Source organism: Paracerasibacillus soli, assembly GCF_042432965.1.
GTDB classification, from domain to species: Bacteria; Bacillota; Bacilli; order Bacillales; family Amphibacillaceae; genus Paracerasibacillus; species Paracerasibacillus soli.
Genome location: NZ_JBHLWL010000017.1, coordinates 72,900 through 99,402, shown reverse-complemented (window position 1 = coordinate 99,402; position 26,503 = coordinate 72,900). Strand labels below are relative to the sequence as shown.

Below are 26,503 nucleotides of genomic sequence, written 5' to 3'. Positions count from 1 at the left end.
ATGATAAATAACCGGCTATCACTCCTAAATAAAGAAGCGATAGCCGGTTAATATATCTTTGGTATTTCATGTAATCTCCAAGGGAATAGTTATCATGCCATTAATGCCGCAATAATTTCATAGGATCGCAACCGCTCTTGTTGGTCGTAGATTTGTGAAGTAATAATTAATTCATCAGCGGCTGTTAATTCGATAAACTTTTCTAATTCCCTTTTCACTGTATCAGGTCCACCAATAATGGAAGAACGAATTTCATTTTCCTTAGAAGGTTCCACTGGTGAAAAATCAGCTATTTCTCCAATTGGAGGTTTTAAAGTTGTTGGCATTCCGCTACGTAAGGCGATTAGCATTTGCTTCTGAGTAGTGGCCAACCATTGTGCTTTTTCATCGGATTCAGCTGCAATGATATTTAAGCCGAGCATCGCATATGGCTTGCTTAGTGCAGCGGAAGGTTCGAATTGTTCCCGATAAGATCGCAGTGCTGGTAATGTATAATCAGGTGAAAAATGGCTAGCAAATGAGAATGGTTTCCCTTTTAAGGCGGCAAGTCTTGCACTAAAGTCACTTGATCCTAATAGCCAAATTGGAATATTTGCTCCTTCACCTGGAATAGCACGCACACGTGATTCCCCTTTAAAATAACTTTCTAATTCTTCTACTTGTAACGGAAAATCTTCTACTCGTTGATTTAAAGTACGGCGTAATGCGTAGGCTGTTACTTGGTCAGTGCCAGGAGCTCGTCCGAGGCCTAAGTCAATCCGTCCTGGAAACAATGCTTCTAATGTACCGAACTGTTCAGCAATAACAAGCGCAGCATGGTTTGGGAGCATGATGCCACCAGAACCAATTCGAATTTCATTAGTAGCTTGTCCAATTTGTCCCATCACAACGGAAGTTGCCGAACTTGCAATACCAGGATTGTTATGATGTTCCGCGATCCAATAACGATTAAAACCCCATCGTTCTGCGTGCTGTGCTAAATCTATACTATGATACAATGCAGTAGGAATATCGCTACCTTCACTTACAGGTATTAAATCTAAAACAGAAAGCGGTATATGATGAAATGTTTTTGCATTTGTTCTTTTCATGATAGAAACCCTCCTTAAGTCAAGGATACGACGGTTTGCATTTTAATGCGAAATATTTGTTTAATATAATATGGTGGAAACTTCTTCTTATTGCAATCAAACAAGTGTTAGAGTAGTATAGAAACGGAATGAAAAACCAACGCTGATAATAATAGTAACGATTAGAAATGAGGGTAACAAATGGACAAAGTATCCATTTATGGCATGACATTTGAGAATCTCCAAGCTTGGCTTTTAGAACATGGACAAAAGCGTTTTCGCGCGCAACAAGTTTGGGATTGGTTATATAAAAAAAGAGTACGTGCATTTTCAGATATGCGAAATGTGAACAAAGATTGTATTGAACTACTCGAAAATCATTTTGTTTTGGATTCATTGGAAGAAGAAATTAAACAAGAATCAAAGGACGGAACGATTAAATTTTTATTCCGTTTAGCAGATGGACATTTAATTGAAACGGTTTTAATGCGTTTTCCTTATGGGCTTTCTGTATGTGTTACAACGCAGGTTGGCTGTAATATCGGATGTTCTTTCTGTGCAAGTGGCCTATTAAAAAAGAAGCGTGATTTAAACGCAGGCGAAATCGTTGGGCAGATTATGAAGGTGCAAGCTCACTTAGATGAAAAAGGGAAAGATGAGCGCGTCAGTCACATCGTTGTGATGGGCATTGGGGAGCCGTTGGATAACTTTGAAAATCTTATGGCATTTTTACATGTTGTAAATGACCAAAATGGATTAGCTATCGGAGCACGCCATATCACGGTTTCCACGAGTGGTTTGGCACATCGAATTTATGAGTTTGCGGACCAGAAGCTTCAAGTAAACTTGGCTATTTCTTTACATGCACCGAATAATGAATTGAGAACACAAATTATGAAAATAAATCGTGCTTTTCCAATTGAAAAGTTAATGAAGGCTGTCGATTATTATTTAGAAACGGCAAATCGCCGAATTACGTATGAATATATTATGTTAAAAGATGTGAATGACCATAAGGAAGAAGCACGCCAACTTGCTAAACTACTTCATAAAAAACGTCATTTATCTTATGTGAATTTAATTCCGTATAATACTGTTGATGAACATAATCAGTATCAACGTAGTGACACCGATCAAATTCAAGTATTCTATGAAACATTAAAGGAAAATGGCATAAATTGTGGTGTGCGTTGGGAAAATGGGGCAGATATTGATGCAGCGTGCGGACAGTTAAGAAGTAAACAAATAAAAAAAGAACAAGTAGGATAATAACTTGAAGATGAAACTGTACAACATGTTTAGCGTAAAAAAGCTAACTGATGTGCAGTTTTTTGTTGTTTAACTTATGTAGATGTCCAGTCAGCCAGAGGGATGTCAGGAAACAAGTGTATAAGTTAAGCATTATCGGTAAAAGGAACCGTATTACAACATTGGTCTTAAACAATAGAAGTATTTCATTTCGTAGATGAAGAACAATATGTGACAGAAAAGGTTTGAGAACTTTATTATGAGAAAAGGTCCCCTTCTTTATACACATTAAAATAGGGGACTGTTCTAATTTCCGAGATTTATCCGCTCTGATATTGGCAAATCTAGTAGACCATTTTTTGCTGTTACTCTATTTTTACCATATTTTTTTGATTCAAAAAGTAGTTGATCAGCGTATATATATGCTTTGTTCATCTCCAACTCCTCACAAGTTTTATAGTAGTACATGCCGAATGAAGCCGTTAATTGAATGTTGATTTGTTGTGATTTGTATTCAGCCTTTATACGTGCAGCCGAAACCGAAGCCCGTATTTGTTCTACTAAATCGACACATTCAACATAAGACCTTCCGCGGAGGAAAATTGTAAATTCCTCGCCTCCACTACGAAATAAGTAATCCTTGTCATCTAACTGACCTTGGATGGTGGCTGCAAAGTGTTGGATTGCAAGGTCCCCTACAGCATGATTGTATGTATCATTAATTTTTTTAAAGGAATCAATATCAGCAACAATGACACCGATAAATTCATCTGCGTTATTTAAACTATCCATTGTTTTATCCATAAATGCTCGATTATAGACTTCTGTTAGAAAGTCTGTATAAGCCATTTGTTCAAATTTATCGCGTTCGACTTTATGTTGCATGCTTTGGTGTTTTTCCATGAAGGAACGACTTACAATATAGTTTAAAATAAAAAGTGCAATGATCATTTCCCAGCGTTCTTCTAAAAGTAGCAGGTAGAGTAGTCCATTTGAGAAGGCCATTTTTCCCATGTCTAACATATCTCTCGTTTTAATGAATGAAATTGCTTCTTTAAATGTTTTTAAGTCACCATTAAGAAAGAATACGGTAATTAAATTGATATCCGAAATTAAGGAAGAGACGATAACGAGTAAAATCATTAAAAACCAAAAGGAAAACGGAATATGTGCAACCTTTGGATAAAGACTGTGAAATATAAAGAACATGGTTGTATTACAAATGACAAATGATCCGATATTATAAAATGTATGTAAGAATTCCTCGTCGTCTGCGGTGTTGGTTATTTTTCTATAAAAGAAGTCAATAAAACGCTGTACAAATTCAAACATAAAAATCCCAATCGGGCCCGCGAACAAGCCGAATGACGAACTGTAGTGGATACCATAGTTCATTTTAACGGCACCTTTTGTCACGACAATTTGTAAATGTGAGTAAAGGGTTGTAAAAAACCAGTAAAGAAAAATAGCCTTTATAAAGAGAGAGTTTTCAATTTGAGCTGTGCCAAATAAAATAGTGGAGATAAATGAAATAGAAAATAAAGTAAGGATATAAATTTTTAACCGCAATTTCTCCCTCCATTCTCTAAATATTACTTTGGAATTTAAAAATAGGACTTATTTACTAGATTGTAACATAAAAGGTTCAGGGAAAACCATAAAAAGTCTATATTGCGAATATTTGAATCGATGGGTGAAGGTGCGAAGTAGTAATTTGCAAAGTATAAAGCAGAAATATCGTCGTGTGGATGTTAGCACTCATGAATCTTCCTCCTTCAATTACCTATAAATACTCGCTACGGTACTTAAAAAGCACAAAAAAATACCTATAGATGAAACACATTTTAACAGTGTTAAATCTATAGGTATCAATTTCATTTTGTATAATGAAATCATGCTATTTTTATAATGCTGTATATCCACCATCAATAGGAAGTTCTACACCAGTAATATAAGAAGCGTCATCGCTAGCTAAAAATAGGATAGCGCTTGCGACTTCTTCTGGTTTACCTAAACGGCCCATTGGAGTCATTGCGTTGATTTGTGCAAGTGCTTGATCACTTGATTCAAGGCTAGCTACCATAGGTGTTTGGATTACACCAGGGAAGACAGCATTTACTCGTACACCATTACGAGCATATTGTGTTGCAGCAGCTCTTGTAATTGCACGTACAGCCCCTTTTGATGCGGAATATGAGTTTAAGCCCATTCCAACTTGAGATGTAATAGATGATAAGTTAACAACGGCACCTTTTTTGTTTTCAGTCATATAAGGAACTGTATATTTCATTCCAAGCATTGTTCCAAAACCGTTAATTTTGTTGAGAAATTCCCAATCTTTATAATCAAGTTCATCAATTGTTTTTTCTGTGCTAACACCAGCGTTATTTATAAGTATGTCAATTTTACCAAACTTTTCTTGAACATCTTTTGTTAAGCTTTTCCAACCTTCTTCTGAAGTTACATCTAACTTCATTCCGTACACATTTTCCTTTTCGCTTGCTTTATTTAAAGCATCTTCATTGATATCAGCTGCGATAACTGTAGCACCTTCTTTAACAAAGCGGTCCACGATCATTGCACCAATACCAGAAGCGCCACCAGTTACTATTGCAACTTTATCTTGTAAACGTCCCATATTAAATTCCTCCTAATGTAATGAGTAATAGAATGAACTACGTTTTTTGAGCATTAATACTACATTCATCCTAAATAAACATACTACACCTATTATACTTCGTTTAAAAACAAAAAATATCCACTGAAAAAACGATGTCAAAAAAAATTCGCGAAAAATTCACAGGTCAGTCAAATTCTGCCAAAATTTTTAATGAGATTTAAGCATTTTAGTAGAAAAAAACTTAAGAAAGTGCTAGTTATCACTGCGATTGGAAAAATCCCCTTTTTCAAGTACAATAAGTATATCATTTACGTCGGGGGAAATAAGTATGATTACGATTAAGGAAATCGCGAAATTAGCGAATGCATCAAGCTCCACTGTCTCGCGTGTTTTGAATGATTCAGGGTATGTTAGTGAGGAAACGCGTAAACGAGTATTAAAGGTGATTGAAGAAACAGGATACATACCTAGTGAACAAGCTAAATCATTACGTACGAAAAAAACGAGTGTAATTGGAGTTATTATTCCGCGACTTAGCACAGATACTACAAGTCGATTAGTAAATGCGATAAATGACGAACTTGCGAAAAAGGGGTATCAAATTATTTTAACAAATACAAATTTACATGCTGAAAAGGAAGTTGAGCACATAAAATTATTGCGCAGTCGTCAAGTGGATGGGTTAATTTTAATTGCAACGAATGTAAATGATGTACTATTAAAGGAAATTAGGAATTCCCCTACCCCAATTGTCGTGATTGGTCAAGAAATTCCAGGAGTTTCTGTTATTGTGAATAGAGATTTTGAAGCGGCTAAGCAAATGACACAGCTCATAATAGAGAATGGACACAACAAAATTGGGTTTATTGGCGTACATGAAACGGATAAAGCAGTTGGTGTGGATCGAAAGGCCGGTTATTTAGCCGCGCTAAATGGTGCAGGTATTCCTGTAAATGAACAGTGGATAGTGGATGCTAATTTTGATTATCAAACTGGCTATCGTGCAATGAAACAGATGATGGAGCAATCTACAATAAAGCCGACAGCTGTTTTAACTGTGACAGACACGATTGCAATTGGTGCGATGCAATATATGCATGAACATCATCTTGCTATACCAGATGATATAGCAATTACAGGTATGGGGAATTCAAAAGTGTCGCAATACATTGTACCTTCATTAACGACCATTGACTTTTTGAATGAGCAAACTGGAAAAGAAGCTGCACGCTTAATTTTAAACATAATAGATGGAAAAGAAAAAAGGCCAAAAAAAATTCAAATGAAGTATAGAATTATTAAAAGAGATAGTGTATAATTCGTTTTACAGGATATGGGATCGATTTCATAATTTAAAAATAGGATTGTATGCGTCATATTTTTGTGGGGAATCCGTGCTTAAATAGATAGGCACGATTTTTATCATAAATATGGGAACGATTCCATATGCATAGAGTAAATAAAAAGGTGTTTCAACATATGTATGAATGGGAATTGTGGTATCGATACCACACACCTGAAATACATATATAAAATAAATATAATAAAAAGGAGAGGTGAAAAACAATGAAAGAGAATCAACGTATTGCGAAAGGGATTATAGCAGCTGTTGGTGGTGAGGGAAATATACGTTCCGTTGCGCACTGTGCCACAAGGCTGCGTATTATGGTGAATAATAAGGATGAAATTGATCAAGAGAAAGTGGAGAACATTGACAAAGTGAAAGGTGCCTTTTTTAATTCTGGTCAGTTTCAAGTTATTTTGGGGACAGGTACGGTAAACCGTATTTATGAGGAAATAGAAAAACTTGGAATAACAGGAAAATCAACATCTGAACAAAAAGAGGAAGTGAAGGAAGAACAAAAAGGTTGGAAGCGGGCCATTCGTACTTTTGGTGACGTGTTTGTTCCAATTATCCCTGTACTTGTTGCAACCGGTCTCTTTATGGGTGTACGTGGGCTCGTGATGCAAGAGGAAATACTTGGATTGTTTGGGCTGACACCAGCAGATATCTCTGATAACTTTCTATTGTTTACAGAAATATTAACAGATACAGCATTTATATTTTTACCAGCATTAATAACATGGTCAACATTTAGGGTCTTTGGTGGTACACCGGTAATTGGTCTTGTACTCGGTTTAATGCTCGTCAGTCCTTCTTTACCTAATGCTTGGGGAGTAGCTGGTGGTGATGTACATGCGCTCATGTTCTTAGATTTTATCCCTGTCGTAGGTTATCAAGGTTCTGTGTTACCAGCATTTATTGCGGGAATAATCGGGGCAAAATTAGAACGGAAAATACGAAAGCATGTACCTGAGTATTTAGATTTAATTGTTACTCCGTTTCTAACATTGCTCATTATGATTACGCTTGCATTATTCTTGGTAGGCCCGATCTTCCATATTGTAGAAGATTATATTTTGGATGCAACAGTTGCAGTTCTAAATTGGCCATTAGGAATTAGTGGTTTATTGATCGGCTTTTTTAATCAAATTATTGTGATATCAGGTGTGCATCATATATTTAATTTAATGGAAATAAAACTACTTGAACAGTTAAATTTTAATCCATATAATGCAATTGTTACTTGTTCAACTGCTGCGCAAGGTGGTGCGGCGTTGGCGGTAGGATTAAAAACAAAATCGAAAAAATTAAAAGCATTAGCATTACCTTCATCATTATCGGCATTTTTAGGCATTACTGAACCGGCTATATTTGGGGTTAACCTTCGTTATGGTAAACCGTTTATGATGGGATTAATCGGTGGTGGCATAGGCGGGTTTGCTGCTTCGTTATTAAAATTAAAAGCTACAGGTATGGCCATTACCGTTATTCCGGGTACGTTACTTTATTTAAATCACCAGATCATTGGATATATATTTGTAAACGTACTTGCAATTGTGGTGGCTTTCGCATTAACATGGATGTTTGGTTATTCTGATAAGAAAAATATTGTGAAAGAAACGAATTAGATGGTATGTTATGCTGTACATTGCAATGAGGCTGGGACAATGTGAAGGGGTTAGCCCCTACGTCCTAGCCTTATTGTACGAAAAGGAAGTTTTATACAACAGCGTGGCTTTTATGCAACATGACCAAATTGTAAATTTTATCGCTATTGAGCGGTTTAGGTCAATTTAGGGAAATGAAGAGGTTATAAAAATGTGAAAAGAGGAGTTTGTTATGGGAAAAGGTGTTATTACGCTTGGAGAAGCTTTAATTGACTTCATACCTGTTGATAACAAGCAATTAACTTATTCAAAAAGTCCGGGAGGTGCCCCCGCTAATGTAGCGGTTGGATTAGCAAAGCTTGGGACAAATGCAACATTTATTGGTAAAGTTGGCGACGATTTACTTGGCCATTTTTTAAAAGACACATTAGCATCTTATCAAGTGGATATAAGTGGAATCGTGATGACAAGGGAGGCACGAACTGGATTAACATTTGTGTCTCTAGATGCGACTGGTGATCGCTCTTTTGAATTTTTCATTGACCCAAGTGCTGATCAGCTTTTACGTAAAACGGACGTAAGAGAAGAACTCTTTCAGACAAGAAACATATTCCACTTTGGTTCCATTTCATTGATTCATGCTGATGCCAAACAAGCAACTTTGCAGGCCATTCATTATGCGAAGACAAATGAGATGCTTATTTCCTATGATCCCAATTTACGACTAGCTTTATGGGAAAATGAACGCGCAGCAAAAGAGACGATACAATCAGTTTTAGAGGCGGTTGATGTGCTTAAACTTGCAGAAGATGAATTAATGTTTTTAATGGGAAGCATGTGTAAATCATCATTACAAAAATTAGCAGAGCAATATCAGATTCCGCTTATCTTTGTGACGCTAGGAAGCGATGGCAGTATAGTTTATTTTCAGGGTGAGGTTGTTCATGTACCTGCATTAGAAGTGGAAGTAGTTGATACAACAGGTGCTGGAGATGCATTTATGTCAGCAATACTTCATCAATTAGATACATTTTCAAAACCTTTACAGCAAATCATGATAAGTGAAATAAAGAAAATGACTGAATTTGCAAGTGTATCCGGTGGATTGGCTACGACATCAAAAGGAGCAATGACAGCATTGCCAAATAAATCAGCGCTCAAACAATATTTATCTACTTAATTAATTCAACATGTAAAGGAGTTATGCTGGATGAACGAACGGGAGCGACAACTAATCGCATCTGTACAACAACGTATAGAGAAGATGCGTAATCAAGTGCAACGAGACCCATATCGTTTACATTATCATCTCATGCCACCTGTAGGCCTATTAAATGATCCAAATGGATTCGTACAATTTCATGGTGAATTCCACATTTTTTATCAATGGAATCCATTTGAAACAACACACGGTGCTAAATTTTGGGGGCATTATGTATCCGCTGATTTTGTGGCATGGAAGGAGCAACCTATTGCGTTGGCACCGGCGGAAGATTATGAACGGAATGGATGTTATTCAGGTAGTGCAGTAGAACATCTGGGGAAGTTGTATCTCTTTTATACTGGAAATGTAAAAAAAGGTACTAAGCGTGAAACGTATCAATGTTTAGCTGTATCAGAGGACGGTATCCATTTTGAAAAGAAGGGACCAGTGATTGACTTACCTGAGGGATTTACTGCACATTTTCGCGATCCGAAGGTGTGGAAGCGTGGTAATACATGGTATATGGTAATTGGCGCACAAGATAAGCAAGAACAGGGCTGCGTTGTGATGTATTCCTCTGCTGATTTATATAACTGGAAATATGAAAAGATCCTAGTTGGTTCTATGCGTAATGGGCTTGGGGAATTCGGATATATGTGGGAATGCCCGGATTTGTTCTCTATAAATGGAGAGGAAGTTCTTATTTTTTCACCACAAGGAATCGAACCAAAAGGGACGTATTATCAAAATGTGTTTCAGTCAGGTTATGTACTCGGAAACTTAGACTATGAACAACTTCAATTTGAACACGGAGCATTTGCGGAACTTGATCGTGGGTTTGACTTTTATGCCCCGCAAACGACAGAAGATAATCAAGGTCGCCGCATACTAGTTGCCTGGATGGGGATTACAGATGAACAAGAACAACTACAGCCAACTATAAAAAACGGTTGGGTTCATGCGCTAACAATTCCGCGAGAAATACAATTGCGGGGTAATAAAATTTATCAGCAGCCTGTTCAAGAATTAAAAAAACTAAGGGGACATGAAGTAGCATACGCTGGTATTACCATCAATCATGAAACAAAAACTTTTGCGGGTATATCTGGAGCGGCACTCGAATTAGTCATAGACAATATGGAAACTCATGAAGTAGAGGAATTTTCAATTACATGTCGTAATCATGTTGAAATAGTCTATCGGAAAGAACAGCATCATTTAACTTTGCGACGGAGAACATTTGATAACCAAAAATGGGAAGAAAGGGTATGTGCGATAGACAATTTAAGGAAATTACAAATTTTCTTAGATGTATCCTCGATAGAAATATTCGTAAACGATGGGGAGGAAGTTTTTACCGCTAGATTCTTCCCTGACCCAGAAAATAAGGAGATTGTTTTTGCGAATAAGGGAAGTGTTTCTTTTGATTTACAAAAATGGTCTCTGCAAGCAAGCGGAGGAAATGAACAAACTACACGGCTAAAGTAACTACTTTAGCCTTATCCGTCTGCTAGGTGATATCTGCATGGGATGGTAATTCCTGAATGCGCTGAGGGTTTGTATATACATTCATTTTCTTTCCGCGGACAAAGCCAATCACTGTAACACCGAGGTCATTTGCAAGTTCTAATGCCAAATCAGTTGGTGCGGATTTCGAAATGATAATGCCTATTCCAATCTTTGATATTTTTAATAATACCTCGGAAGATACGCGTCCACTAAAAACAATTACTTTATCTTTTAAATGGACATTATTTTGTAGAACATGCCCATATAACTTATCCAGCGCATTATGACGCCCGATATCTGTTCGAACTTCTAAAACGCAATCAACAGTACATAATGCAGCGTTATGAACGCCACCTGTTTGCTGGAAGTACTCAGATTGGTTTTGCATTTCTTCCATCAAATGATAACACTGTCTAGGTGATATCATTTGATGACTTGTTACTGTTTTTGCAGTACGGACATCACTTTTAAAGTAAAATTGTCTACTTTTTCCACAGCATGAGCCGATGACTCGTTTAGAATGATCGTGATGTTCCATGTTTAAAGGAACATGTAGTTCAACATACGCAAATCCACGTTCTTCATCTACCGTAAGTGCCATCACGTCATCACGTTTTCGAATAATTCCTTCTGATGCAAGAAAGCCAAAGACGAGATCATTCATTTCAGTTGGGGAACAAACCATTGTCGCAAACTCTTCTCCATTTACGAAAATGGTCAGTGGATATTCAGTTGCAATGGATTCATCGACGACTGCATAATGATTATCTTGATAGCGCACGATTTGCCAATCATAGCGGACTGTTTCATTCATGCTTATCACCAACCTTTCATATATGATGTGTTATAGAATATGCAAGCGGAATAAAGTGTGTGTTGCAAAAAAATCTTGCCGAGACTGGGACAAACACAGTATCAGACCTCGCCATTAGTACATGTAGAATGGGGTGCTGAAGTTTTTATTCGTTATAGTAATGCTCAGCCCTTGATGTCCCAGTCTCTTTAAACTTGGCAATGGTATGTGTCTTTATTATCAACAAGTTAATGCACGCATTTAATCATGAGTAGATGAAACGTGGAAACTCCTTTCATTAAAGCTCCACATGATGATTAACTTGGTTCCATTTCTAATTCCTCAACTCTTTTTTCTACATATTTTGTATCTTTTTGAGCGTAATATGTTTCTGCCCGTTCAACAATGGCGGCTGCTTGATATTCGGGAATACCCGCAAATTCCTCATAAACTCCTTTTTCAATGAGAACATTACCTTCTGGCCAGTGTACTTCAATATTACCTTCTCTAATTGGTACAAATTTTGCCCGTCCGTTAAACGTACCATACTTGTTATAGACGACAATTGCTTCCCCTTCTGCAATTTGGTGTTTTTCTCCATCCTTTTCATTCATTAATACATCATAACGATCCGCATCGTTAAATGGATCCTTTTCTCCATAAATCATAGAGTTAAACTGTTTACCGCGTCTTGTTGTGACGTAAAAATGCCCTTCTGGCTTTCTTAATTCAGGAATTTCTACTGTTATGAGGTTCCCTTTTCCATCAGGGGTTGGGCAAACGCCATCTTCACAGAGCCAAGCTCCTCCCCATTGGAAGACGTCACCTTTTTCCTTTAAATGTTGTATGCCATCATAATTTGGTGCTGCTTCAGCAATTTCTGCACGTATTTCAGCGGCTTCTTTAAAGTCAATAAGCTCGGCTGCTTCTGGCTTTACACGTTTTGCTAGATCAACATATATTTCCCATTCACTTCTTGCCTCCTCGATTCGTGGCCCTTTGATTTCGGGCGAAAAATAGACCATTCTTTCAGTAGAAGTAGATGTACCACCACCAGGTTGCTCATACCTTGTCATGGCGGGTAATACAATGACGGCCTCTTTTGCATCAACAAGAGTAGACGTATTGAAGATAATATCTTGGTGAACGCGAATGTCAACGCTAGCTAAACATTTTTCCACGAACTCAGGATCTGGCATTGTTTCTAGAAAGTTACCACCAGACATATAATAGAGTTTGAGTTTTCGTTCATGATCTTCGGGCAATTGGGTGTTTTCTAGAGATACTCCTACGATATCACCTTGCCATTCAGGGATATCGAAGTTCCATACTTTTTCGACTCGTTCTCTATTCGGTGCATCCATATTCCCTCCAGGTAAGACGAATGGATCTGCTCCCATTTCTCCGGAACCTTGTACTCCAGAATGTCCTCTTATTGGCATGACACCACAATGTTCTTTACCGATAAAACCGCGTAATAATGCGAGGTTTGCAACTTGAGATACATTATCTGTAGCAAAGCGGTGCATCGTTAAGCCCATTGACCAAACAAAAACTGCAGACTTTGAGTTTGCGAGTAATGTAGCGAGTTCGGCCATTCTTTCCCTCGTCAATCCTGATGATTTTTCAAGCTGTTCCCATTTGTAAGCGGTTACCTTTTTCTTTAAATTTTCATACCCATTGACATGTTTTTGGACAAATGTGTGATCAATGGCAGAACCAGCTATATTATCTTCCATTTCAAACCAATGTTTCATAATACCGTGCATAAAGGCAATGTCGCCGCCGATGTTTACTTGATATACATCATCCGCAATTTTTGTGCCGAAAAGCGCAGACTCCGCGACAGAGGGAATCCAATATTTATCCATGGATGGTTCGTAGTATGGATTAATGATAATAATTTTTGTACCTTTTCGTTTTGCTGCATACATATATTTTGTTGAAACTGGTTGGTTGTTAGCTGCTACCGAGCCCCAAAATAATAAGACGTCCGTTCCAATCCAGTCTTTATAATTACAACTAGAGGCACCGATTCCAAGTGATCGATTTAAAGCGGTTTTTGATGGTGAGTGACAAATTCGTGATGCATTATCGATGTTATTTGTACCTAAAAAGCGGGAAATCTTTGCAGCGGTATAGTATACTTCGTTCGTTATCCCGCGTGATGTTAAGTAAAATGCTAACTGTTTTGGATCGATAGCACGAATTTTCTTAGCAATTTTATTTAGCGCGTCATCCCAGGATATCCGTGAGAAACTACGATCACCCGGTTTCCGGATTAATGGATATGGGATTCTGCCTAATTTCCGTAGCTCTGTACTAGATAGTTTTCGCAGGTCATCAATGTCCGCGTGTAGCATATCTTGTTTCATTGCACCGATTGTATTAAGACGTAGGACATTTAATCGCGTTGTACATAAATGTGGACCAGTTAATGTTTGGTCCTTTAATCCCGCAACACCTAGTGCACAACCATCACAAACACCTTGTGTTAAAATTCGTGTTGCATAAGGTAAGTTATCTTTGTTTTCCCAGACAACTTTAAGTGTATCCCGGACATGATGGGGCTTTATTTTCCCCAAACCGAACGGTACCTTGCTTACCCATAAACTTGGATCGGGCTTTTTTGATAGTTTAATAGGTCCGGTATGTTTCGTTTTACCCAAATATATCTCCTCCTCGTATTATATGTATTGATTAAAAAAGAGAAAATGTTTCTTTTACCAAACTAATTCAGCAGGGATTGCCATACAAGAGAAAACGCCGCCTCTACTGGTACGGCGTTCGCCTAGATTCTAGCATACAAACCGGATAATTGAAATGAAACGGAATAGTCTTATGTGTGAATGGAAACTAATTTGTTACTTTTACAGGATGTAATGTACTCTTTTCCGTCTCTGTTGCTTGGTTCTCCCTTAATCGTTTCATATCAACTCGAATATATAGGGATACGAAAAGTGCGATAGCAAACATGGCTCCAAATATAAACATTGTTAAATTATAACTATTAGATGAATCATAGATAATGGATAATAAGATAGGACCTGCCAATCCGGCCATTGCCCATGCAGTTAAAATATACCCGTGAATGGCACCAAGTTGTTTTGTACCAAATAAATCTCCTATGTATGCCGGGACCGATGCAAATCCACCACCGTAACATGTCATGATTGCAAAGATAAGAACTTGGAAAATGATTGGATTCGTAGTAAATGGAATCATGACAAAAGCAATAACTTGAATGATGAAAAATGCAGTATACACATTTGGACGGCCAATATAATCAGAGAAAGAGGCCCACATAATTCTTCCTCCACCATTAAATAATCCCATGACTCCAACCATTGCGGCGGCAGCAACAGCTGTCATTCCGGTTATTTCTTGTGCCATAGGGGAGGCAACTGACAAAATTGCAATTCCACATGTTATATTAATGAAGAGCATCAACCATAACATCCAAAAGCGACGCGTTTTAACTGCTTCATTTGCTGTCAGTTGTGAAAGGTCTGGTTTAATTTTTGTCTTATTAGCTTGCCCGTCTTCGATGAATCCCTTTGGTGCCCAACCTTCAGGAGGTGGTGATAAATATTGAGATGACAGCATCATCACGATAAAGTATATGGCACCCAGAATAAAGAATGTATTCGATATACCGACTGAACTGAGTAATGATTCTGCGGCTGGTCCACTAATGAGAGCAGCAAAGCCAAATCCCATAATTGCGAGTCCAGTAGCTAGACCACGACGATCTGGAAACCACTTTACTAATGTAGAAACAGGCGCGATATAACCAATGCCTAAACCAATTCCACCGATAACCCCATAAGATAAATATAATAAATAGAGCGATTCGATTGACGTAGCTAGTCCCGAACCAGCGACCCCGACACCGAAAAATAAAGCTGCAAGCATTCCGGACTTTCGAGGTCCGTTCTTTTCGACGAATCTCCCCATAAATGCGGCGGACGTTCCTAAGAAGAAAATAGCGATACTAAAAGCAATGGAGATTTCAGTTGTATCCCATCCATATTGATTAGCTAAAGGATTTGTAAACACACTCCAAGCATAGGCAGATCCAATTGAAATATGAATACCTACGGCAGACAAGGCAATAAGCCATCTGTTTTTTACTTTGTTCATTTGCTATCCCCCTTTGAAAATTCAAACGATTATAAATTTAATTCATATCGTAACATGACAACGTTTACATTGCAATACTAAAAATGAATAATAAAAGGGGTCAGACCCTTTCAAGTCTAACCCCCATTTTAGGAATCTTGTGCTCTTTGTTTTGTTTCATTAATTGGTGATGGTGATTCCTGTTCCGATTCGACATACAATTTTCTACTTGGCAGGGCAATCACAACATTTTCTGCATCTAAAATATCTAGTATTTTTAAATTTATTTCTTCTTTCACCTTTAAATACGCACCCCAATCGGTCGTATTCGTAAAGAAGTATAAATATAAATCTAATCCATTTGCGCTGAAGTCATCACATGTTACAAATATTGTTTCCGGATGTACCTCTGGATGGTTTTTAAGCAATTGGTCGATTTCGTTCACGACTTTTTTTATCTTTTGGGAGGGGGTATCATACGCAATCGTAATGGTGAACGTAATGCGTCTTTTTCCCATCTTACTCCAGTTTGTAATCGATTCATTTGCTAATGTTGCATTTGGGACAGTAACAAGCGCTTGGGCGAATGTCCGGATTTTTGTACTACGGAAGGTAATATCTTCAACGGTTCCTTCAACACTAGGTGTTAAAATCCAATCCCCGATTGTAAAAGGTCTTTCTGTTATGATAATGACCCCGCCAAATAAATTAGCGAGTGCATCTTTAGCAGCTAATGAAAAGGCAAGACCACCAAGACCAAGTCCGGCGATAAGTCCGTCAATTGGATAATCTAGTTCTTTTAAAATGATAGTTAATCCAATTGCGATAATTACAATTTGCAAAGCTCTTGATAAAAAGGGGATGAGGATTTCGTCAATTTTAAAATTTGTCTTTTCATTAATTTTATTAAATAAAGTAGAAGTTGTGGCAGCCATGTTTAATAGCCCCCATGTAATACAAAGTATAATCGCTATCCGAATAAAACGAATAAACATAATACTTTCATGTTTTAAATATGGGTAGTAATATACAGCAACATATAAACCAATGATCACGACAATCCATTGTATAGGTTTATTAAAAGCGTGGTAGATTGTAGAAAATAGATTTCCCTTAGACTTTTTACTAACTTTTAATAGGATGGAAAAAATATATTTTGCAAATATCTTTCTAAAGAATAGAAAGACAAGTAAGATTCCAATTGAAATTCCTAGTTTTATTAAGTGTTCTGGCGATATGAACAATTCCCATGTCATAATCCGTACCCTCCCTATTACATCACACTATATGATAAATAAAAGCGTAATATACAAAAGTTTACCATATATAGTAGACGTTCAACAATGAATGAGTAGGATAAATGAGTAGGATTAAAGTGATCGATTTGCTTTTTTAACTTGTGGTTCTTCCAGGAATTCCTCTAATTCTCTTAATTTCGCCTGAATGATACTATGCATCATATCATAATGATATAAGTTCATCGGTAAAGCACTCCTTTTATGTTTGTTAATATCATCATATATTTTTTTATAAGCTTCGTCGTCGGCTCAGAGATTGAATTTGAAGGTGGATTTTATCTGGCTTTTGATTTACTCTGCATACTACTAAAGTCGGAGTCACACATATAAGATAGATAAATGGAAGGGTATGGTGTGAAACTTTCATCCATCCTTATCCGTAATATGATTGAGAGTGAGGAGAGTAAATATGCTTCAAATAAACGAACCAAATCATAGGATTGCCAAAGAGGCCATTGCCGTTTGGCGAATTTCCAGTGTAATTTCACAAGTGATTGTGCTAATCATTGGTGGTGCACTAATATGGGCTAGTTATAACTTCCACTGGTACGCGTGGATACCTACCGTTTTATGGGTTTTACTAGGCATTGATATTGTATATGCGTGTTGGGAAGTAACGATAGAACCGAAGCTCAAACAGAAATATTGGCGTTACGGAATATCAGAGGAGTTTGTAAAAATCAAACAAGGGATATTCCATAAGAGTTATACGGTTATTCCAATGACAAAAGTACAATATGTGGAAGCAGAACAAGGACCAATACTTAGAAAATATAAGCTACATGCAATTCATATAGGAACGATGACATCTTCACACACGATTCCGGCACTCCCAGATGAGGAAGCATTACAACTGCGAGAGAAAATAGCCCACCTTGCCAAACTGAAAGAAGTGGAGTGAATATTTTGGAACCGAAAAGAATGCATCCAATGAAAATTGCTTTCCTATTTTTAACAACGTTGAAAAATAGCATTTTTGTTTTTTTATATTTATTTGTACTTCATTTTAATGACGTATCCATGTTTATTAAAATAGCACGGATTATCTTTTGTGTATTTCTAATTAGTAGATTAATTGCGATTATCGTTGAGTGGTGGAAGACGACATACGTGTTAACAAACCAATCCATTGATGTTTCACGAGGCTTATTTCGTAAAAAATATAGTCGCATACCGTTAGAGCGTGTACAAAATATTCGCTGGCAAACGCCGTTTTACTTTCAGCCTTTCCAGTTGACGATATTATTATTGGAAACAAGTGCAACAGATGATCGTGCTTCTGTGAAGTTAGTTGGAATTAAGCGTGATGAAGCAAAGCGAATTGAACAACAATTACATGATTTTAAAGTGGCCAAAACGACAGACATTCCAGATTTTGCACAAAAAGATGATGAATCGGTGCAAGCGGAGCAAGGTGAAGAGCGGATCGTTCATTTCAATCCGACACGAAAGGATGTAATAAAGGCTTCTTTCTTATCCTTTAGCTTTCTCGCTTTTATTCCCATCCTTGTTACTTTATTCAAAAATATGGAGGATGTTGTGGACATTGAAGAACAGGCGGAAGGAGTTTTTGCATATTTAACAAGTTCGTGGATTTCCATCACAATCACCATTTTTCTTTTAGTTTTGATCGCGATAACCTTTGGTGTTGTTCGAACATACTTAAAATACGGAAAGTATGAGATCTCCTCAGATGAGGCACATATTTATATTGAAAGTGGTGTCTTAAGTGAACGTGCATTTACCATCCGCAAAGAAAATGTCCAGGCGGTGAAGATTACACAAAACCCATTAAAGAAACTACTAGGACTGTCGGAAGTAATTTTAGTGAGCGCTAGTAGAGATGATGATGAGGAAGCGGTGAATTCACTTTATCCATATTTACCAAGTAAACGTGCACAAACTTTATTGGAAGAATTGTTGCCAGAGTTTCAGTTTACTTCAGATTTGCAAAAGCTGACGAAACAGGCACTTATTGTTCGTATGTTACGTTTGCCTTGGAGTTGGCTTATTGCGACAGGACTCATCATCTGGTTGAAACCTGAATGGTGGTTTGTATCGCCAATTTTATTCATTGCAACGTATCTGTCGCGATTCTTTAACTACCGAAATACGCGTTTTGTTTTTCAACAACAATTTATTCAAATGAAAACAGGTGGCCTATGGTCGACCGTTTTTGTGACAAACCGAAAACGAGTTATCGAAATAAATATGGAACAATCCCTGCTACAACGGAAATTTGGACTTTCGACGATTACGACATATAATCGTACGAAGCCGTATCATGCTGAAACCCTTGAAGATATTACGATTCATCATGCAGAAGATTTTCAAAATTGGTATGACCAACGAAGAGAGGAAATTCAGATAAAATCTACTTAGTCATACATTTTAACACGGATATTTTGATTATATTGTGTATGAGGTGCAATATTTCAAATTGACAAAAAATATTAAAGTAACTAGTATTGAGGTGACGGAATAAAAACGCATGTTTATATTTTGTTATATGGATAACTAAAGGGGAGTTGGTGAATGATTGGTAGAAAAATATTCGGTGAAGGACTTACAAGCGGTGGCGAAGGGGAAGATGGTACCGCCACCATGTGATGAAACGATGCAAATTACTGTGGAAAGTGCAGACAGTGGCGTCGCCTATGGTGTTTGGCAAATTGACGAAAAGTTTATCAATGGACTCGGTGTCGTGATGGGTGGATTTCTTTCTTCTGCTGCGGATATTATGATGGCGTATGCGATTACCTCCATGCTAACGGAAGACCAAGGATTTGCAACGATTGATTTACATACGACATTTCATCGCCCGGCTTTCAAAGGAGAAATCACGGTAATGGCAAAAGTGGAGAGGCTTGGTCGAACATTAGCCTACGTAGTCGCGGATATAACACAAGCTGAAAAGAAAGTCGCATCAGCTGTTTCCTCTGTCCTCATTATGCAACCAAAAGAGAGTTAAAAGGAGAGAATGATCATGATATATCGGTATAAGGAACATATCCCACATATCGATGAAACAGTATTTATTGCGGATGGTGCAAAAATTATAGGTGATGTAGAAATTGGTGCGTATTCAAGTGTGTGGTTTCATGTTTTAATCCGCGGCGATGAAGGTCCGATACGCATTGGAGAGAGATGTAATATACAAGAAAACACAATATGCCATCTTTATGAGCAGTTTCCTTTAACTTTGGAAGATGAAGTGTCAATCGGTCATCAGGCAATTATTCACGGTTGCACACTACGTAAAGGTGTACTTGTAGGGATGGGGGCAACTGTATTGGATGGGGCGGATATTGGCGAATATACAATCATCGGTGCAAACAGTCTTATTCCACCAGGGAAAAAAATACCGCCGCGATCATTAGTAGTTGGCTCACCAGGTAAAGTGGTAAGAGAATTAACTGAAAAGGACTATCATATGATAAATGAAACGATTGAAACATATGTAGAAAAAGGCCAAGCATATAAAAGCCGAGAGATATTTCAAAAAATCCGCTGAAATAATGCTGCCGATACCATCTCTTTAAACTTGAAAAAAGACCACCAATTCCCTATGTTCGAAATCGATAGAAAAGACAAAGATAGAAGTAACTTAGAAGAAAAGGTTAAATCATGATAGCTAATAGAGCGAATGATTCGGATGCATCGTGATGCATGTCCGAGTCTTTTTATTATTTGTTAATCGACTGTATATTCCTTTTCAGAAATTCGAGGGATTGAAGCATGTAACGGGAGATGTACCAAGTAGTAAAAGTATCATTCGTGCAATTAACAATGAGTAGGGAACATACGAGTCCCCTACTCATTGAAGTTTTGCATACAAAACATTTAATCATGTTCTCCAAGTGCAAAAACAGTTTCAAAAAATCGCGTAGCTGGTTTTTGAAGCATTTGATAATAATCAGTAAATAGTGAAGCGGCTGCATCACCAAGCCAATCCTGCGGCAATAATGGTTCAGGTAAGTTCGGATCAATAAATAGAAACTTTCGATATTGATGCACGAGCCAAGCGCTTTCTACAAAGCAACTTCCATCTGATAGTTCCCCTTTTTCTAATTTACGCTTCGCAAGTATATATTTTTCACTATACTCTTTAATAAATAAATCATAACGATGATTCACTTCGCTTAAATCCCAACATTTTTGTACGAGTGCTGTTTGATCTTGCATCCCTATGTATGTAGCTTTAAAAAAAGAAACATATTCCTTTATATCATATTTTTCTATTAATCTCGCTACTTCCTCCTCCATAGGGTTTGGTGTAATCCAACAACTATTTGCTAGTAATCCAAAGCCACTCCAAACAAGTTCTTGACGTAATTCATCACGGACATGGCGCTTTTCCTCTGGGATTGTATAAACGAGCATATACCAATTCTGATCCCATCTCGGTGCTTCCGTTTTATATATACGTTTGGATGCTTCTTCCATTCGGGCCTTACCACGTTCTGTAAGATAGTAATAGCTTTTATTGCCACGTTTTTCGGCTTGTACCCAACCTTGTTTATTCATTCGCGATATGGCTGCACGAACTGCTTGTTCATTGTGCCCAAATTCTTCTAGTAAGCGAATTAAACTTCCTATCCAAATCACATGGTCATAATGCCGAATGTAGTCACCGTATAGTGTGAAAATCATTGATCGTGTATTAAACTGTTTCTCCATGTTTCTGTCCTTTCCATATTTGTTGAAGCTCCTATATGCTCAAAGCTCAATTGTTATCCACTCTATATTTTAGCATGAATTACGATAATATTTCATGCTTTTGTAATAAAAATAATACGAACGTAGTAAAGGTGTTATATAAGGAAATAACTACAACAATCTTCGTATCAGTAGTTAGAAGCTTTCTATTCCACTTTTTATTCTAAATTTTATAAAAATACGCTTGATTAAAGTATGACGGTTTGATAAAATGACGTTAATATAACGTGATGGGGGTTATGGTGTATGTATCATTATGTGGAGGGTGGAGATTCAGTATCCAATGATCGACAACAAATAGATACAGAAAAATATGAACAATTCATGAGAAAAATTGAAGCGGGTGAAAAGATTGAAGCTGATGATTGGATGCCTAATGATTATCGTGAAGCGTTAATAAAGTTAATCTCAATGCATGGTATGAGTGAAATCATGGGGGCGTTGCCTGAAAAAGAGTGGGTACCGAAAGCTCCGTCCTTAAAGCGGAAATTGGGGATTATGGCAAAGGTGCAAGACGAAATGGGGCACGGTCAATTATTATTACGTGTAGCAGAAGATTTACTAACGCCGTATAACAAAACACGTGATGATTTAATTCAAGATTTACTTTCCGGGAAATTAAAGTTTCATAATGTGTTTCATATGCCAACGAAAACATGGGCAGATGCAGGTATGATTGCTTGGCTTGTCGATGGTGCAGCGATTATTACGCAAACGAATATGCTAGATGCTTCTTACGGTCCGTATCAAAGAGCTTTACAACGAATTTGTGCGGAGGAAGTATTTCATGCACAGCATGGTGAAGCGATTATTATGGCATTAGCAGAAGGAACGGAACAACAACGTGCAAATCTTCAAGACTCCCTTAACAGATGGTGGGAACCTTTACTCATGTTCTTTGGCCCAGCATCCGCTGAAACAACCGGTTCATCAAAACAAGATATTATGATTAAATACCGAATTCGTAAAAATAATAATGAGGAATTAAGACAGGCATTTTTAGATAAATATTTACCACGCGTGTTTGCGCTTGGATTAAAAGTACCAGATGAAACCGTCTATTATGACAAAGAAGCGCACCAGTGGAAATACAAACAACCTGATTGGAGTCAGTTTAGAAAAATTATTAAAAATGAAGGACCATGTTCAAAAGAAAGGCTAGCATTACGTAAAATAGCATACGATAAAAATAGTTGGGTACGCGAAGCCCTTGCTTAAGAGAGGTGGGTGAATAGCCATGGGTGAAAAGGAAAGTTTTTACAATGTTTATGAAGTGTTTAGTAAACGAGGGCATAAAGCACCTATGCAGTATCAATTTAGTCTATTGGCTCCAAATGAGGAGATGGCATTGATGATGGCGCAAGAAAACTTTATGCGCCGGGAAGAAGTTATCGATGTGTGGGTTGTAAAGCGTGATGCTATACGAAAGATGACGAGTGAGGAAAGAGAAAATTGGACGAAACGGTTAAAGAATAAAGACTATCGTACAACACGGGGCTATGGCTATTTACGGAAAAAGTGGAATGATAAACAATTAGGCATGCTAGATGAAAAGGAAATCTTCTCTTGGAAAGAGGTGAAAAAGCAATGATTGTAAAAACAGCGGCGGAGGCAAAACAAGATCGAACTTATATAAAAGCACTAACGGAATTATTATATCAATTAGCAGACGATGATTTTATTGTTGCCTATCGTGGTTCAGAATGGCTTGGCCTTGCACCACATATCGAGGAGGATGTTGCTTTTTCATCCATTACACAAAACACAATGGGGCATGCTTTTATGTATTACCAGCTACTTGAAGAACTTGGTGAGGGAGAGGCGGATAAGCTGGCACATGAAAGACAAGCAAAGGAACGTAGAAATGCCATCTATTTAGAAAAGAAAAATGGTACTGGTACATACTTGGAAAATCCACAATTTGATTGGGCGCTCACAGTCGTGCGTCATTATTTTTATGAAGTATTTAAAAAGGTAAAATTGGAAGCGGTTTCAACAAGCTCTTATGAACCGTTAAAGTTGGTAGCACAAAAAATATTAATGGAACAGACGTATCATCTCGCCCATTGGGAATTATGGATTACACAATTAATCCATTCAACAAAAGAGGCAAAAACACGTATTAGGGAGCGGATTGTTGAAGCATGGCAAGAGTTTGGAGACTGTCTGGAATTAGGTGTATGTCATGAAGACATGGTGAAACACCAATTAATTACAGGGGCTCAATCTATAAGTGAGCAATGGCTAAAACGAGTTGAAGCTACATTAGGAACGGTTCCTTCAGGTATGCCAAAAAGCCGTCTTGGAAATGGGAGGCAAATGGAATATACGGCAGACTTAGTAGATGCAATTTCTGTCTTGACAGAAGTTTATGTAAGTGACCAACTAGCTGTTTGGTAAGTCGTTATTGGAGGGATAAAGGTGTCAGATCATATGGAGGAAGTAATTGCTGTGTTAAAACAAGTAGATGACCCAGAACTTCCGTCGGTAAGCGTATTTGACCTAGGGATGGTTCATGACATTGAAATAGAAAAATATCAGATTAAGATTACAATGGTCCCGACATTTGCAGGCTGTCCTGCATTAGACTTTATTGAACGTGACGTAAAACGAGCTGTTGAGCAGCTTCATTGGGTGGAAAAGTGTGATGTTGTATTCTCTTTTCAATATCCATGGTCGACAAAAGCGATTACGGATGTTGGAAAAGAACGATTAAAAAAGCATGGCATTGCACCACCACCAGATCAATTTAAGCCGGGGGAAGCGTGGACCGTTTATTGTCCATTTTGTAATTCGGATTATACATCAATGGAAAATGTATTTGGACCTACCGCATGTCGCAGTATTTTATATTGTATGAACTGCCGTAATCCATTCGAGGCGATGAAGCCTGTTGTAGCACAAGTGTAAAGGAGAGTTATTTGTTAGATTCAAACTTTCATAGCTAGTGTAATAAAAAAATATATTAGGGAGGCATATATCATGGCAAAAGTAATTGCATTGTATAAACAACCAGCAGACAAGGAGAAGTTTGATGCGCATTATTTTAATGTGCATGCACCATTAACGCAAAAGATTCCAGGATTACGAGATATGAAGGTAACGAAAATAATCGGTTCACCAATGGGAAAAAGTGATTATTACTTGTTGTGTGAAATGATTTATGACGATTTAGATGCACTACAAACAGCAATGAAAACAGATGAAGGTAAGGCATCCGGAAAAGATGTGATGCAATTTGCGGGTGATCTTGTAACGTTGATGATTGGTGAGTCTGTAGATGAATAAATCATGTATACGGACATCTGTGGAAGATGATATTGGGATCATTCAGTTGTTTCGTCCCCATGTGGCAAATGCTTTAAATCGCAGTATGGTACTGGAAGTTGTCGAGCAAATGGAAGCATTTGATCAGGATAAGAATGTGCGAGTTATTGTACTGAAAGGAAATGAAAAGGCATTTGCTGCTGGAGCAGATATTGAAGAAATGCTCCATGAAACAGCTCTATCCTTTGAATTACAAGATCCGTTTCGCGATTGGGATAGATTGCTAAGAATAAAAAAGCCGATTATCGCCGCAGTAGAAGGATTTGCATTAGGTGGTGGTTTTGAATTAGCACTTCATTGCGATTTAATTATTGCTTCGGAACAAGCACAGTTTGGATTTCCAGAAATTAAATTAGGCGTATTACCAGGAGCCGGTGGTACACAGCTTTTAACAAGAGCGATGGGAACGCGGAAAGCATTGGAGTGGATTTGGCTTGGAGAATTTATGAGTGTGAAAGAGGCGCATACGTTTGGAATTGTAAATCGTATCGTTGCCCCTGAACTAGTCGTAGAAGAAACAATCAAACTAGCGAAAAAGATAGCGAAGCAAGCACCAATTGCTGTACGGCTTATAAAGGAAGCAGTGATTGCAGCAGAGGACTTATCATTACAAGATGGGATGAAGTTAGAGCGAAAAAACTTTTATCTCGCTTTTGATTCAGCGGATCAAAAAGAGGGAATGCGGGCATTTCTTGAAAAACGGACTCCATCGTTTAAAGGGGGATAGAAACATGGCTTATGAAACAATTAAATTAGTAGAGGATGAAGGAATTGCAACCATTGTTCTTAATAGAGCGAAACAATATCATGCTTTTACCCCAACGATGAATAAGGAAATAATCGCTATGCTACAAGCCTTAGATAGAGATGAAATGATTCGCGCCATTGTGATAACTGGAAGTGGTAAAGCATTTTGTGCTGGTGAAGATTTAGGAGGGGTAGATGACCAGACAGACCATGGAGAGTTTTTACGAACTCGTTACCATCCGATGGTGCGCGCAATGCGACACGTGCATAAGCCAATTATAGCTGCAGTAAATGGCGTTGCAGCAGGGGCTGGGATGAGTCTTGCATTAGCTGCAGATTTTCGTATTGTACAACGAGGAGCAAAATTTGTAAGTGCCTTTATGAACATCGGTTTAATTCCAGATTCAGGCTTCATTTACTTTTTACCCCGTCTAGTAGGTTACGCGAAGGCATTGGAAATTGCCACTTTAGGAGAAACGATAAGTGCGGAAGAGGCCTTGGCATTAGGTTTGGCAACAAAAGTAGTGACAAAGGAAGATTGGGAGCAGGAAGTAAAGAAATTTGCAACACAATTAGCGCGTGTTCCGACGAAGGCATTTTCATTAACGAAGCGCTATATGCATGACGGCATGCATTTACCTATGGATATAGTGCTAGAACATGAAGCGCAAGCCCAACGCATAGCAGGCCAAACAGAAGATCACCAAGAAGGAATGCAAGCATTTATAGAAAAAAGACAGCCTCATTTTAAAGGAAAATAAAATTGCAAAGTTCATAGCATCATAGCAGCCCCAAACTGTTCAGTAGTGAAAACTTGCCTTTAAACTTAATTAGCTCGCTAACATCGCTACGGGAAAACACTGCGCTTTCCGCGGGCGGCTGATGGGCCTCGGT

Annotated in this window: 24 protein-coding genes; 16 read left to right on the top strand and 8 right to left on the bottom strand. The window is 37.8% G+C overall.

Annotation, left to right across the window (positions count from 1 at the left end; translation table 11 throughout):
• Positions 1-92: 92 nt before the first annotated feature.
• Positions 93-1,091: an LLM class flavin-dependent oxidoreductase gene (locus tag ACFFIS_RS05385; RefSeq protein ID WP_320380417.1), complete on the bottom strand. Its 999-nt coding sequence runs from the start codon at positions 1,089-1,091 to the stop codon at positions 93-95.
• A 180-nt stretch (positions 1,092-1,271) separates the two neighbouring features.
• On the opposite strand from ACFFIS_RS05385, the gene rlmN reads away from it, so the two are divergent.
• The gene (gene rlmN, locus ACFFIS_RS05380; protein WP_320380416.1) at positions 1,272-2,339 is read left to right on the top strand and encodes a dual-specificity RNA methyltransferase RlmN; all 1,068 of its coding nucleotides are present in this window, start codon (positions 1,272-1,274) and stop codon (positions 2,337-2,339) included.
• A gap of 285 nt (positions 2,340-2,624) precedes the next feature.
• On the opposite strand, the gene ACFFIS_RS05375 is transcribed toward rlmN, so the two are convergent.
• Both ACFFIS_RS05375 and ACFFIS_RS05370 read right to left on the bottom strand, forming a co-directional pair.
• On the bottom strand, positions 2,625-3,887 hold the full coding sequence (locus ACFFIS_RS05375; protein ID WP_390186490.1) for a GGDEF domain-containing protein: 1,263 nt from the start codon (positions 3,885-3,887) through the stop codon (positions 2,625-2,627).
• A gap of 334 nt (positions 3,888-4,221) precedes the next feature.
• The gene (locus tag ACFFIS_RS05370; RefSeq protein ID WP_390186488.1) at positions 4,222-4,956 is read right to left on the bottom strand and encodes an SDR family NAD(P)-dependent oxidoreductase; all 735 of its coding nucleotides are present in this window, start codon (positions 4,954-4,956) and stop codon (positions 4,222-4,224) included.
• A gap of 310 nt (positions 4,957-5,266) precedes the next feature.
• Here ACFFIS_RS05370 and ACFFIS_RS05365 point away from each other — a divergent pair, with 310 nt between their 5' ends.
• The 4 genes from ACFFIS_RS05365 (at position 5,267) to ACFFIS_RS05350 (ending at position 10,582) form a co-directional block, all read left to right on the top strand.
• The gene (locus ACFFIS_RS05365; protein WP_320380415.1) at positions 5,267-6,256 is read left to right on the top strand and encodes a LacI family DNA-binding transcriptional regulator; all 990 of its coding nucleotides are present in this window, start codon (positions 5,267-5,269) and stop codon (positions 6,254-6,256) included.
• 248 nt (positions 6,257-6,504) lie between these two features.
• On the top strand, positions 6,505-7,911 hold the full coding sequence (locus ACFFIS_RS05360; RefSeq protein ID WP_320380414.1) for a sucrose-specific PTS transporter subunit IIBC: 1,407 nt from the start codon (positions 6,505-6,507) through the stop codon (positions 7,909-7,911).
• A gap of 211 nt (positions 7,912-8,122) precedes the next feature.
• Positions 8,123-9,070 (top strand): carbohydrate kinase family protein, encoded by a 948-nt coding sequence (locus tag ACFFIS_RS05355; RefSeq protein WP_390186485.1) that lies wholly within the window; start codon positions 8,123-8,125, stop codon positions 9,068-9,070.
• Between the two features lie 30 nt (positions 9,071-9,100).
• Complete coding sequence (locus ACFFIS_RS05350) at positions 9,101-10,582, top strand: glycoside hydrolase family 32 protein (protein ID WP_390186483.1); 1,482 nt, start codon at positions 9,101-9,103, stop codon at positions 10,580-10,582.
• A gap of 22 nt (positions 10,583-10,604) precedes the next feature.
• On the opposite strand, the gene fdhD is transcribed toward ACFFIS_RS05350, so the two are convergent.
• The 4 genes from fdhD to ACFFIS_RS05330 all read right to left on the bottom strand — a co-directional run bounded on the left by fdhD (position 10,605) and on the right by ACFFIS_RS05330 (position 16,774).
• Positions 10,605-11,417: a formate dehydrogenase accessory sulfurtransferase FdhD gene (gene fdhD, locus ACFFIS_RS05345; RefSeq protein ID WP_320380412.1), complete on the bottom strand. Its 813-nt coding sequence runs from the start codon at positions 11,415-11,417 to the stop codon at positions 10,605-10,607.
• A gap of 296 nt (positions 11,418-11,713) precedes the next feature.
• Entirely contained in the window at positions 11,714-14,065 is a 2,352-nt protein-coding gene (locus ACFFIS_RS05340; protein WP_390186481.1) for an FdhF/YdeP family oxidoreductase, read from the bottom strand.
• Positions 14,066-14,252: 187 nt separating this feature from the next.
• Complete coding sequence (locus ACFFIS_RS05335; RefSeq protein WP_390186480.1) at positions 14,253-15,539, bottom strand: L-lactate MFS transporter; 1,287 nt, start codon at positions 15,537-15,539, stop codon at positions 14,253-14,255.
• A 128-nt stretch (positions 15,540-15,667) separates the two neighbouring features.
• Positions 15,668-16,774, bottom strand: a complete 1,107-nt coding sequence (locus ACFFIS_RS05330; RefSeq protein ID WP_390186479.1) for a mechanosensitive ion channel family protein — start codon at positions 16,772-16,774, stop codon at positions 15,668-15,670.
• A 451-nt stretch (positions 16,775-17,225) separates the two neighbouring features.
• Here ACFFIS_RS05330 and ACFFIS_RS05325 point away from each other — a divergent pair, with 451 nt between their 5' ends.
• The 4 genes from ACFFIS_RS05325 to ACFFIS_RS05310 all read left to right on the top strand — a co-directional run bounded on the left by ACFFIS_RS05325 (position 17,226) and on the right by ACFFIS_RS05310 (position 20,330).
• Positions 17,226-17,717 (top strand): PH domain-containing protein, encoded by a 492-nt coding sequence (locus tag ACFFIS_RS05325; RefSeq protein ID WP_390186478.1) that lies wholly within the window; start codon positions 17,226-17,228, stop codon positions 17,715-17,717.
• A 5-nt stretch (positions 17,718-17,722) separates the two neighbouring features.
• Positions 17,723-19,198 (top strand): PH domain-containing protein, encoded by a 1,476-nt coding sequence (locus tag ACFFIS_RS05320; RefSeq protein ID WP_320380409.1) that lies wholly within the window; start codon positions 17,723-17,725, stop codon positions 19,196-19,198.
• Between the two features lie 208 nt (positions 19,199-19,406).
• Entirely contained in the window at positions 19,407-19,787 is a 381-nt protein-coding gene (locus ACFFIS_RS05315; RefSeq protein WP_320380648.1) for a PaaI family thioesterase, read from the top strand.
• Positions 19,788-19,802: 15 nt separating this feature from the next.
• The gene (locus tag ACFFIS_RS05310; RefSeq protein WP_390186477.1) at positions 19,803-20,330 is read left to right on the top strand and encodes a gamma carbonic anhydrase family protein; all 528 of its coding nucleotides are present in this window, start codon (positions 19,803-19,805) and stop codon (positions 20,328-20,330) included.
• Between the two features lie 329 nt (positions 20,331-20,659).
• Here ACFFIS_RS05310 and paaX read toward each other — a convergent pair whose 3' ends face one another.
• Positions 20,660-21,496 carry a phenylacetic acid degradation operon negative regulatory protein PaaX gene (gene paaX, locus ACFFIS_RS05305; protein ID WP_320380408.1) on the bottom strand — a complete coding sequence of 279 codons (837 nt, stop codon included), beginning with the start codon at positions 21,494-21,496 and terminating at the stop codon, positions 20,660-20,662.
• 285 nt (positions 21,497-21,781) lie between these two features.
• On the opposite strand from paaX, the gene paaA reads away from it, so the two are divergent.
• The 7 genes from paaA to ACFFIS_RS05270 all read left to right on the top strand — a co-directional run bounded on the left by paaA (position 21,782) and on the right by ACFFIS_RS05270 (position 26,370).
• Positions 21,782-22,753, top strand: a complete 972-nt coding sequence (gene paaA / locus ACFFIS_RS05300) for a 1,2-phenylacetyl-CoA epoxidase subunit PaaA (RefSeq protein WP_320380407.1) — start codon at positions 21,782-21,784, stop codon at positions 22,751-22,753.
• A gap of 19 nt (positions 22,754-22,772) precedes the next feature.
• On the top strand, positions 22,773-23,126 hold the full coding sequence (gene paaB / locus ACFFIS_RS05295) for a 1,2-phenylacetyl-CoA epoxidase subunit PaaB (protein WP_320380406.1): 354 nt from the start codon (positions 22,773-22,775) through the stop codon (positions 23,124-23,126).
• Complete coding sequence (gene paaC, locus ACFFIS_RS05290; RefSeq protein ID WP_390186474.1) at positions 23,102-23,935, top strand: 1,2-phenylacetyl-CoA epoxidase subunit PaaC; 834 nt, start codon at positions 23,102-23,104, stop codon at positions 23,933-23,935. Before paaB ends, paaC begins: the two co-directional genes overlap by 25 nt.
• 21 nt (positions 23,936-23,956) lie before the next feature.
• The gene (gene paaD, locus ACFFIS_RS05285) at positions 23,957-24,445 is read left to right on the top strand and encodes a 1,2-phenylacetyl-CoA epoxidase subunit PaaD (RefSeq protein WP_320380403.1); all 489 of its coding nucleotides are present in this window, start codon (positions 23,957-23,959) and stop codon (positions 24,443-24,445) included.
• 72 nt (positions 24,446-24,517) lie between these two features.
• On the top strand, positions 24,518-24,823 hold the full coding sequence (locus ACFFIS_RS05280; protein ID WP_390186473.1) for an EthD family reductase: 306 nt from the start codon (positions 24,518-24,520) through the stop codon (positions 24,821-24,823).
• On the top strand, positions 24,816-25,589 hold the full coding sequence (locus tag ACFFIS_RS05275; protein ID WP_320380402.1) for an enoyl-CoA hydratase/isomerase family protein: 774 nt from the start codon (positions 24,816-24,818) through the stop codon (positions 25,587-25,589). The genes ACFFIS_RS05280 and ACFFIS_RS05275 overlap by 8 nt, the downstream gene beginning before the upstream one ends.
• A 4-nt stretch (positions 25,590-25,593) precedes the next feature.
• Positions 25,594-26,370 carry an enoyl-CoA hydratase-related protein gene (locus ACFFIS_RS05270; RefSeq protein WP_320380401.1) on the top strand — a complete coding sequence of 259 codons (777 nt, stop codon included), beginning with the start codon at positions 25,594-25,596 and terminating at the stop codon, positions 26,368-26,370.
• Positions 26,371-26,503 lie beyond the last annotated feature (133 nt).

Coding starts and splice junctions, on each gene's coding strand:
- ACFFIS_RS05385 (WP_320380417.1), bottom strand. CDS start 1,091: ATGAAAAGAACAAATGCAAAAACATTTCATCATATACCGCTTTCTGTT.
- rlmN (WP_320380416.1), top strand. CDS start 1,272: ATGGACAAAGTATCCATTTATGGCATGACATTTGAGAATCTCCAAGCT.
- ACFFIS_RS05370 (WP_390186488.1), bottom strand. CDS start 4,956: ATGGGACGTTTACAAGATAAAGTTGCAATAGTAACTGGTGGCGCTTCT.
- ACFFIS_RS05365 (WP_320380415.1), top strand. CDS start 5,267: ATGATTACGATTAAGGAAATCGCGAAATTAGCGAATGCATCAAGCTCC.
- ACFFIS_RS05360 (WP_320380414.1), top strand. CDS start 6,505: ATGAAAGAGAATCAACGTATTGCGAAAGGGATTATAGCAGCTGTTGGT.
- ACFFIS_RS05355 (WP_390186485.1), top strand. CDS start 8,123: ATGGGAAAAGGTGTTATTACGCTTGGAGAAGCTTTAATTGACTTCATA.
- ACFFIS_RS05350 (WP_390186483.1), top strand. CDS start 9,101: ATGAACGAACGGGAGCGACAACTAATCGCATCTGTACAACAACGTATA.
- fdhD (WP_320380412.1), bottom strand. CDS start 11,417: ATGAATGAAACAGTCCGCTATGATTGGCAAATCGTGCGCTATCAAGAT.
- ACFFIS_RS05335 (WP_390186480.1), bottom strand. CDS start 15,539: ATGAACAAAGTAAAAAACAGATGGCTTATTGCCTTGTCTGCCGTAGGT.
- ACFFIS_RS05330 (WP_390186479.1), bottom strand. CDS start 16,774: ATGACATGGGAATTGTTCATATCGCCAGAACACTTAATAAAACTAGGA.
- ACFFIS_RS05325 (WP_390186478.1), top strand. CDS start 17,226: ATGCTTCAAATAAACGAACCAAATCATAGGATTGCCAAAGAGGCCATT.
- ACFFIS_RS05315 (WP_320380648.1), top strand. CDS start 19,407: ATGGTACCGCCACCATGTGATGAAACGATGCAAATTACTGTGGAAAGT.
- ACFFIS_RS05310 (WP_390186477.1), top strand. CDS start 19,803: ATGATATATCGGTATAAGGAACATATCCCACATATCGATGAAACAGTA.
- paaX (WP_320380408.1), bottom strand. CDS start 21,496: ATGGAGAAACAGTTTAATACACGATCAATGATTTTCACACTATACGGT.
- paaA (WP_320380407.1), top strand. CDS start 21,782: ATGTATCATTATGTGGAGGGTGGAGATTCAGTATCCAATGATCGACAA.
- paaB (WP_320380406.1), top strand. CDS start 22,773: ATGGGTGAAAAGGAAAGTTTTTACAATGTTTATGAAGTGTTTAGTAAA.
- ACFFIS_RS05280 (WP_390186473.1), top strand. CDS start 24,518: ATGGCAAAAGTAATTGCATTGTATAAACAACCAGCAGACAAGGAGAAG.
- ACFFIS_RS05275 (WP_320380402.1), top strand. CDS start 24,816: ATGAATAAATCATGTATACGGACATCTGTGGAAGATGATATTGGGATC.
- ACFFIS_RS05270 (WP_320380401.1), top strand. CDS start 25,594: ATGGCTTATGAAACAATTAAATTAGTAGAGGATGAAGGAATTGCAACC.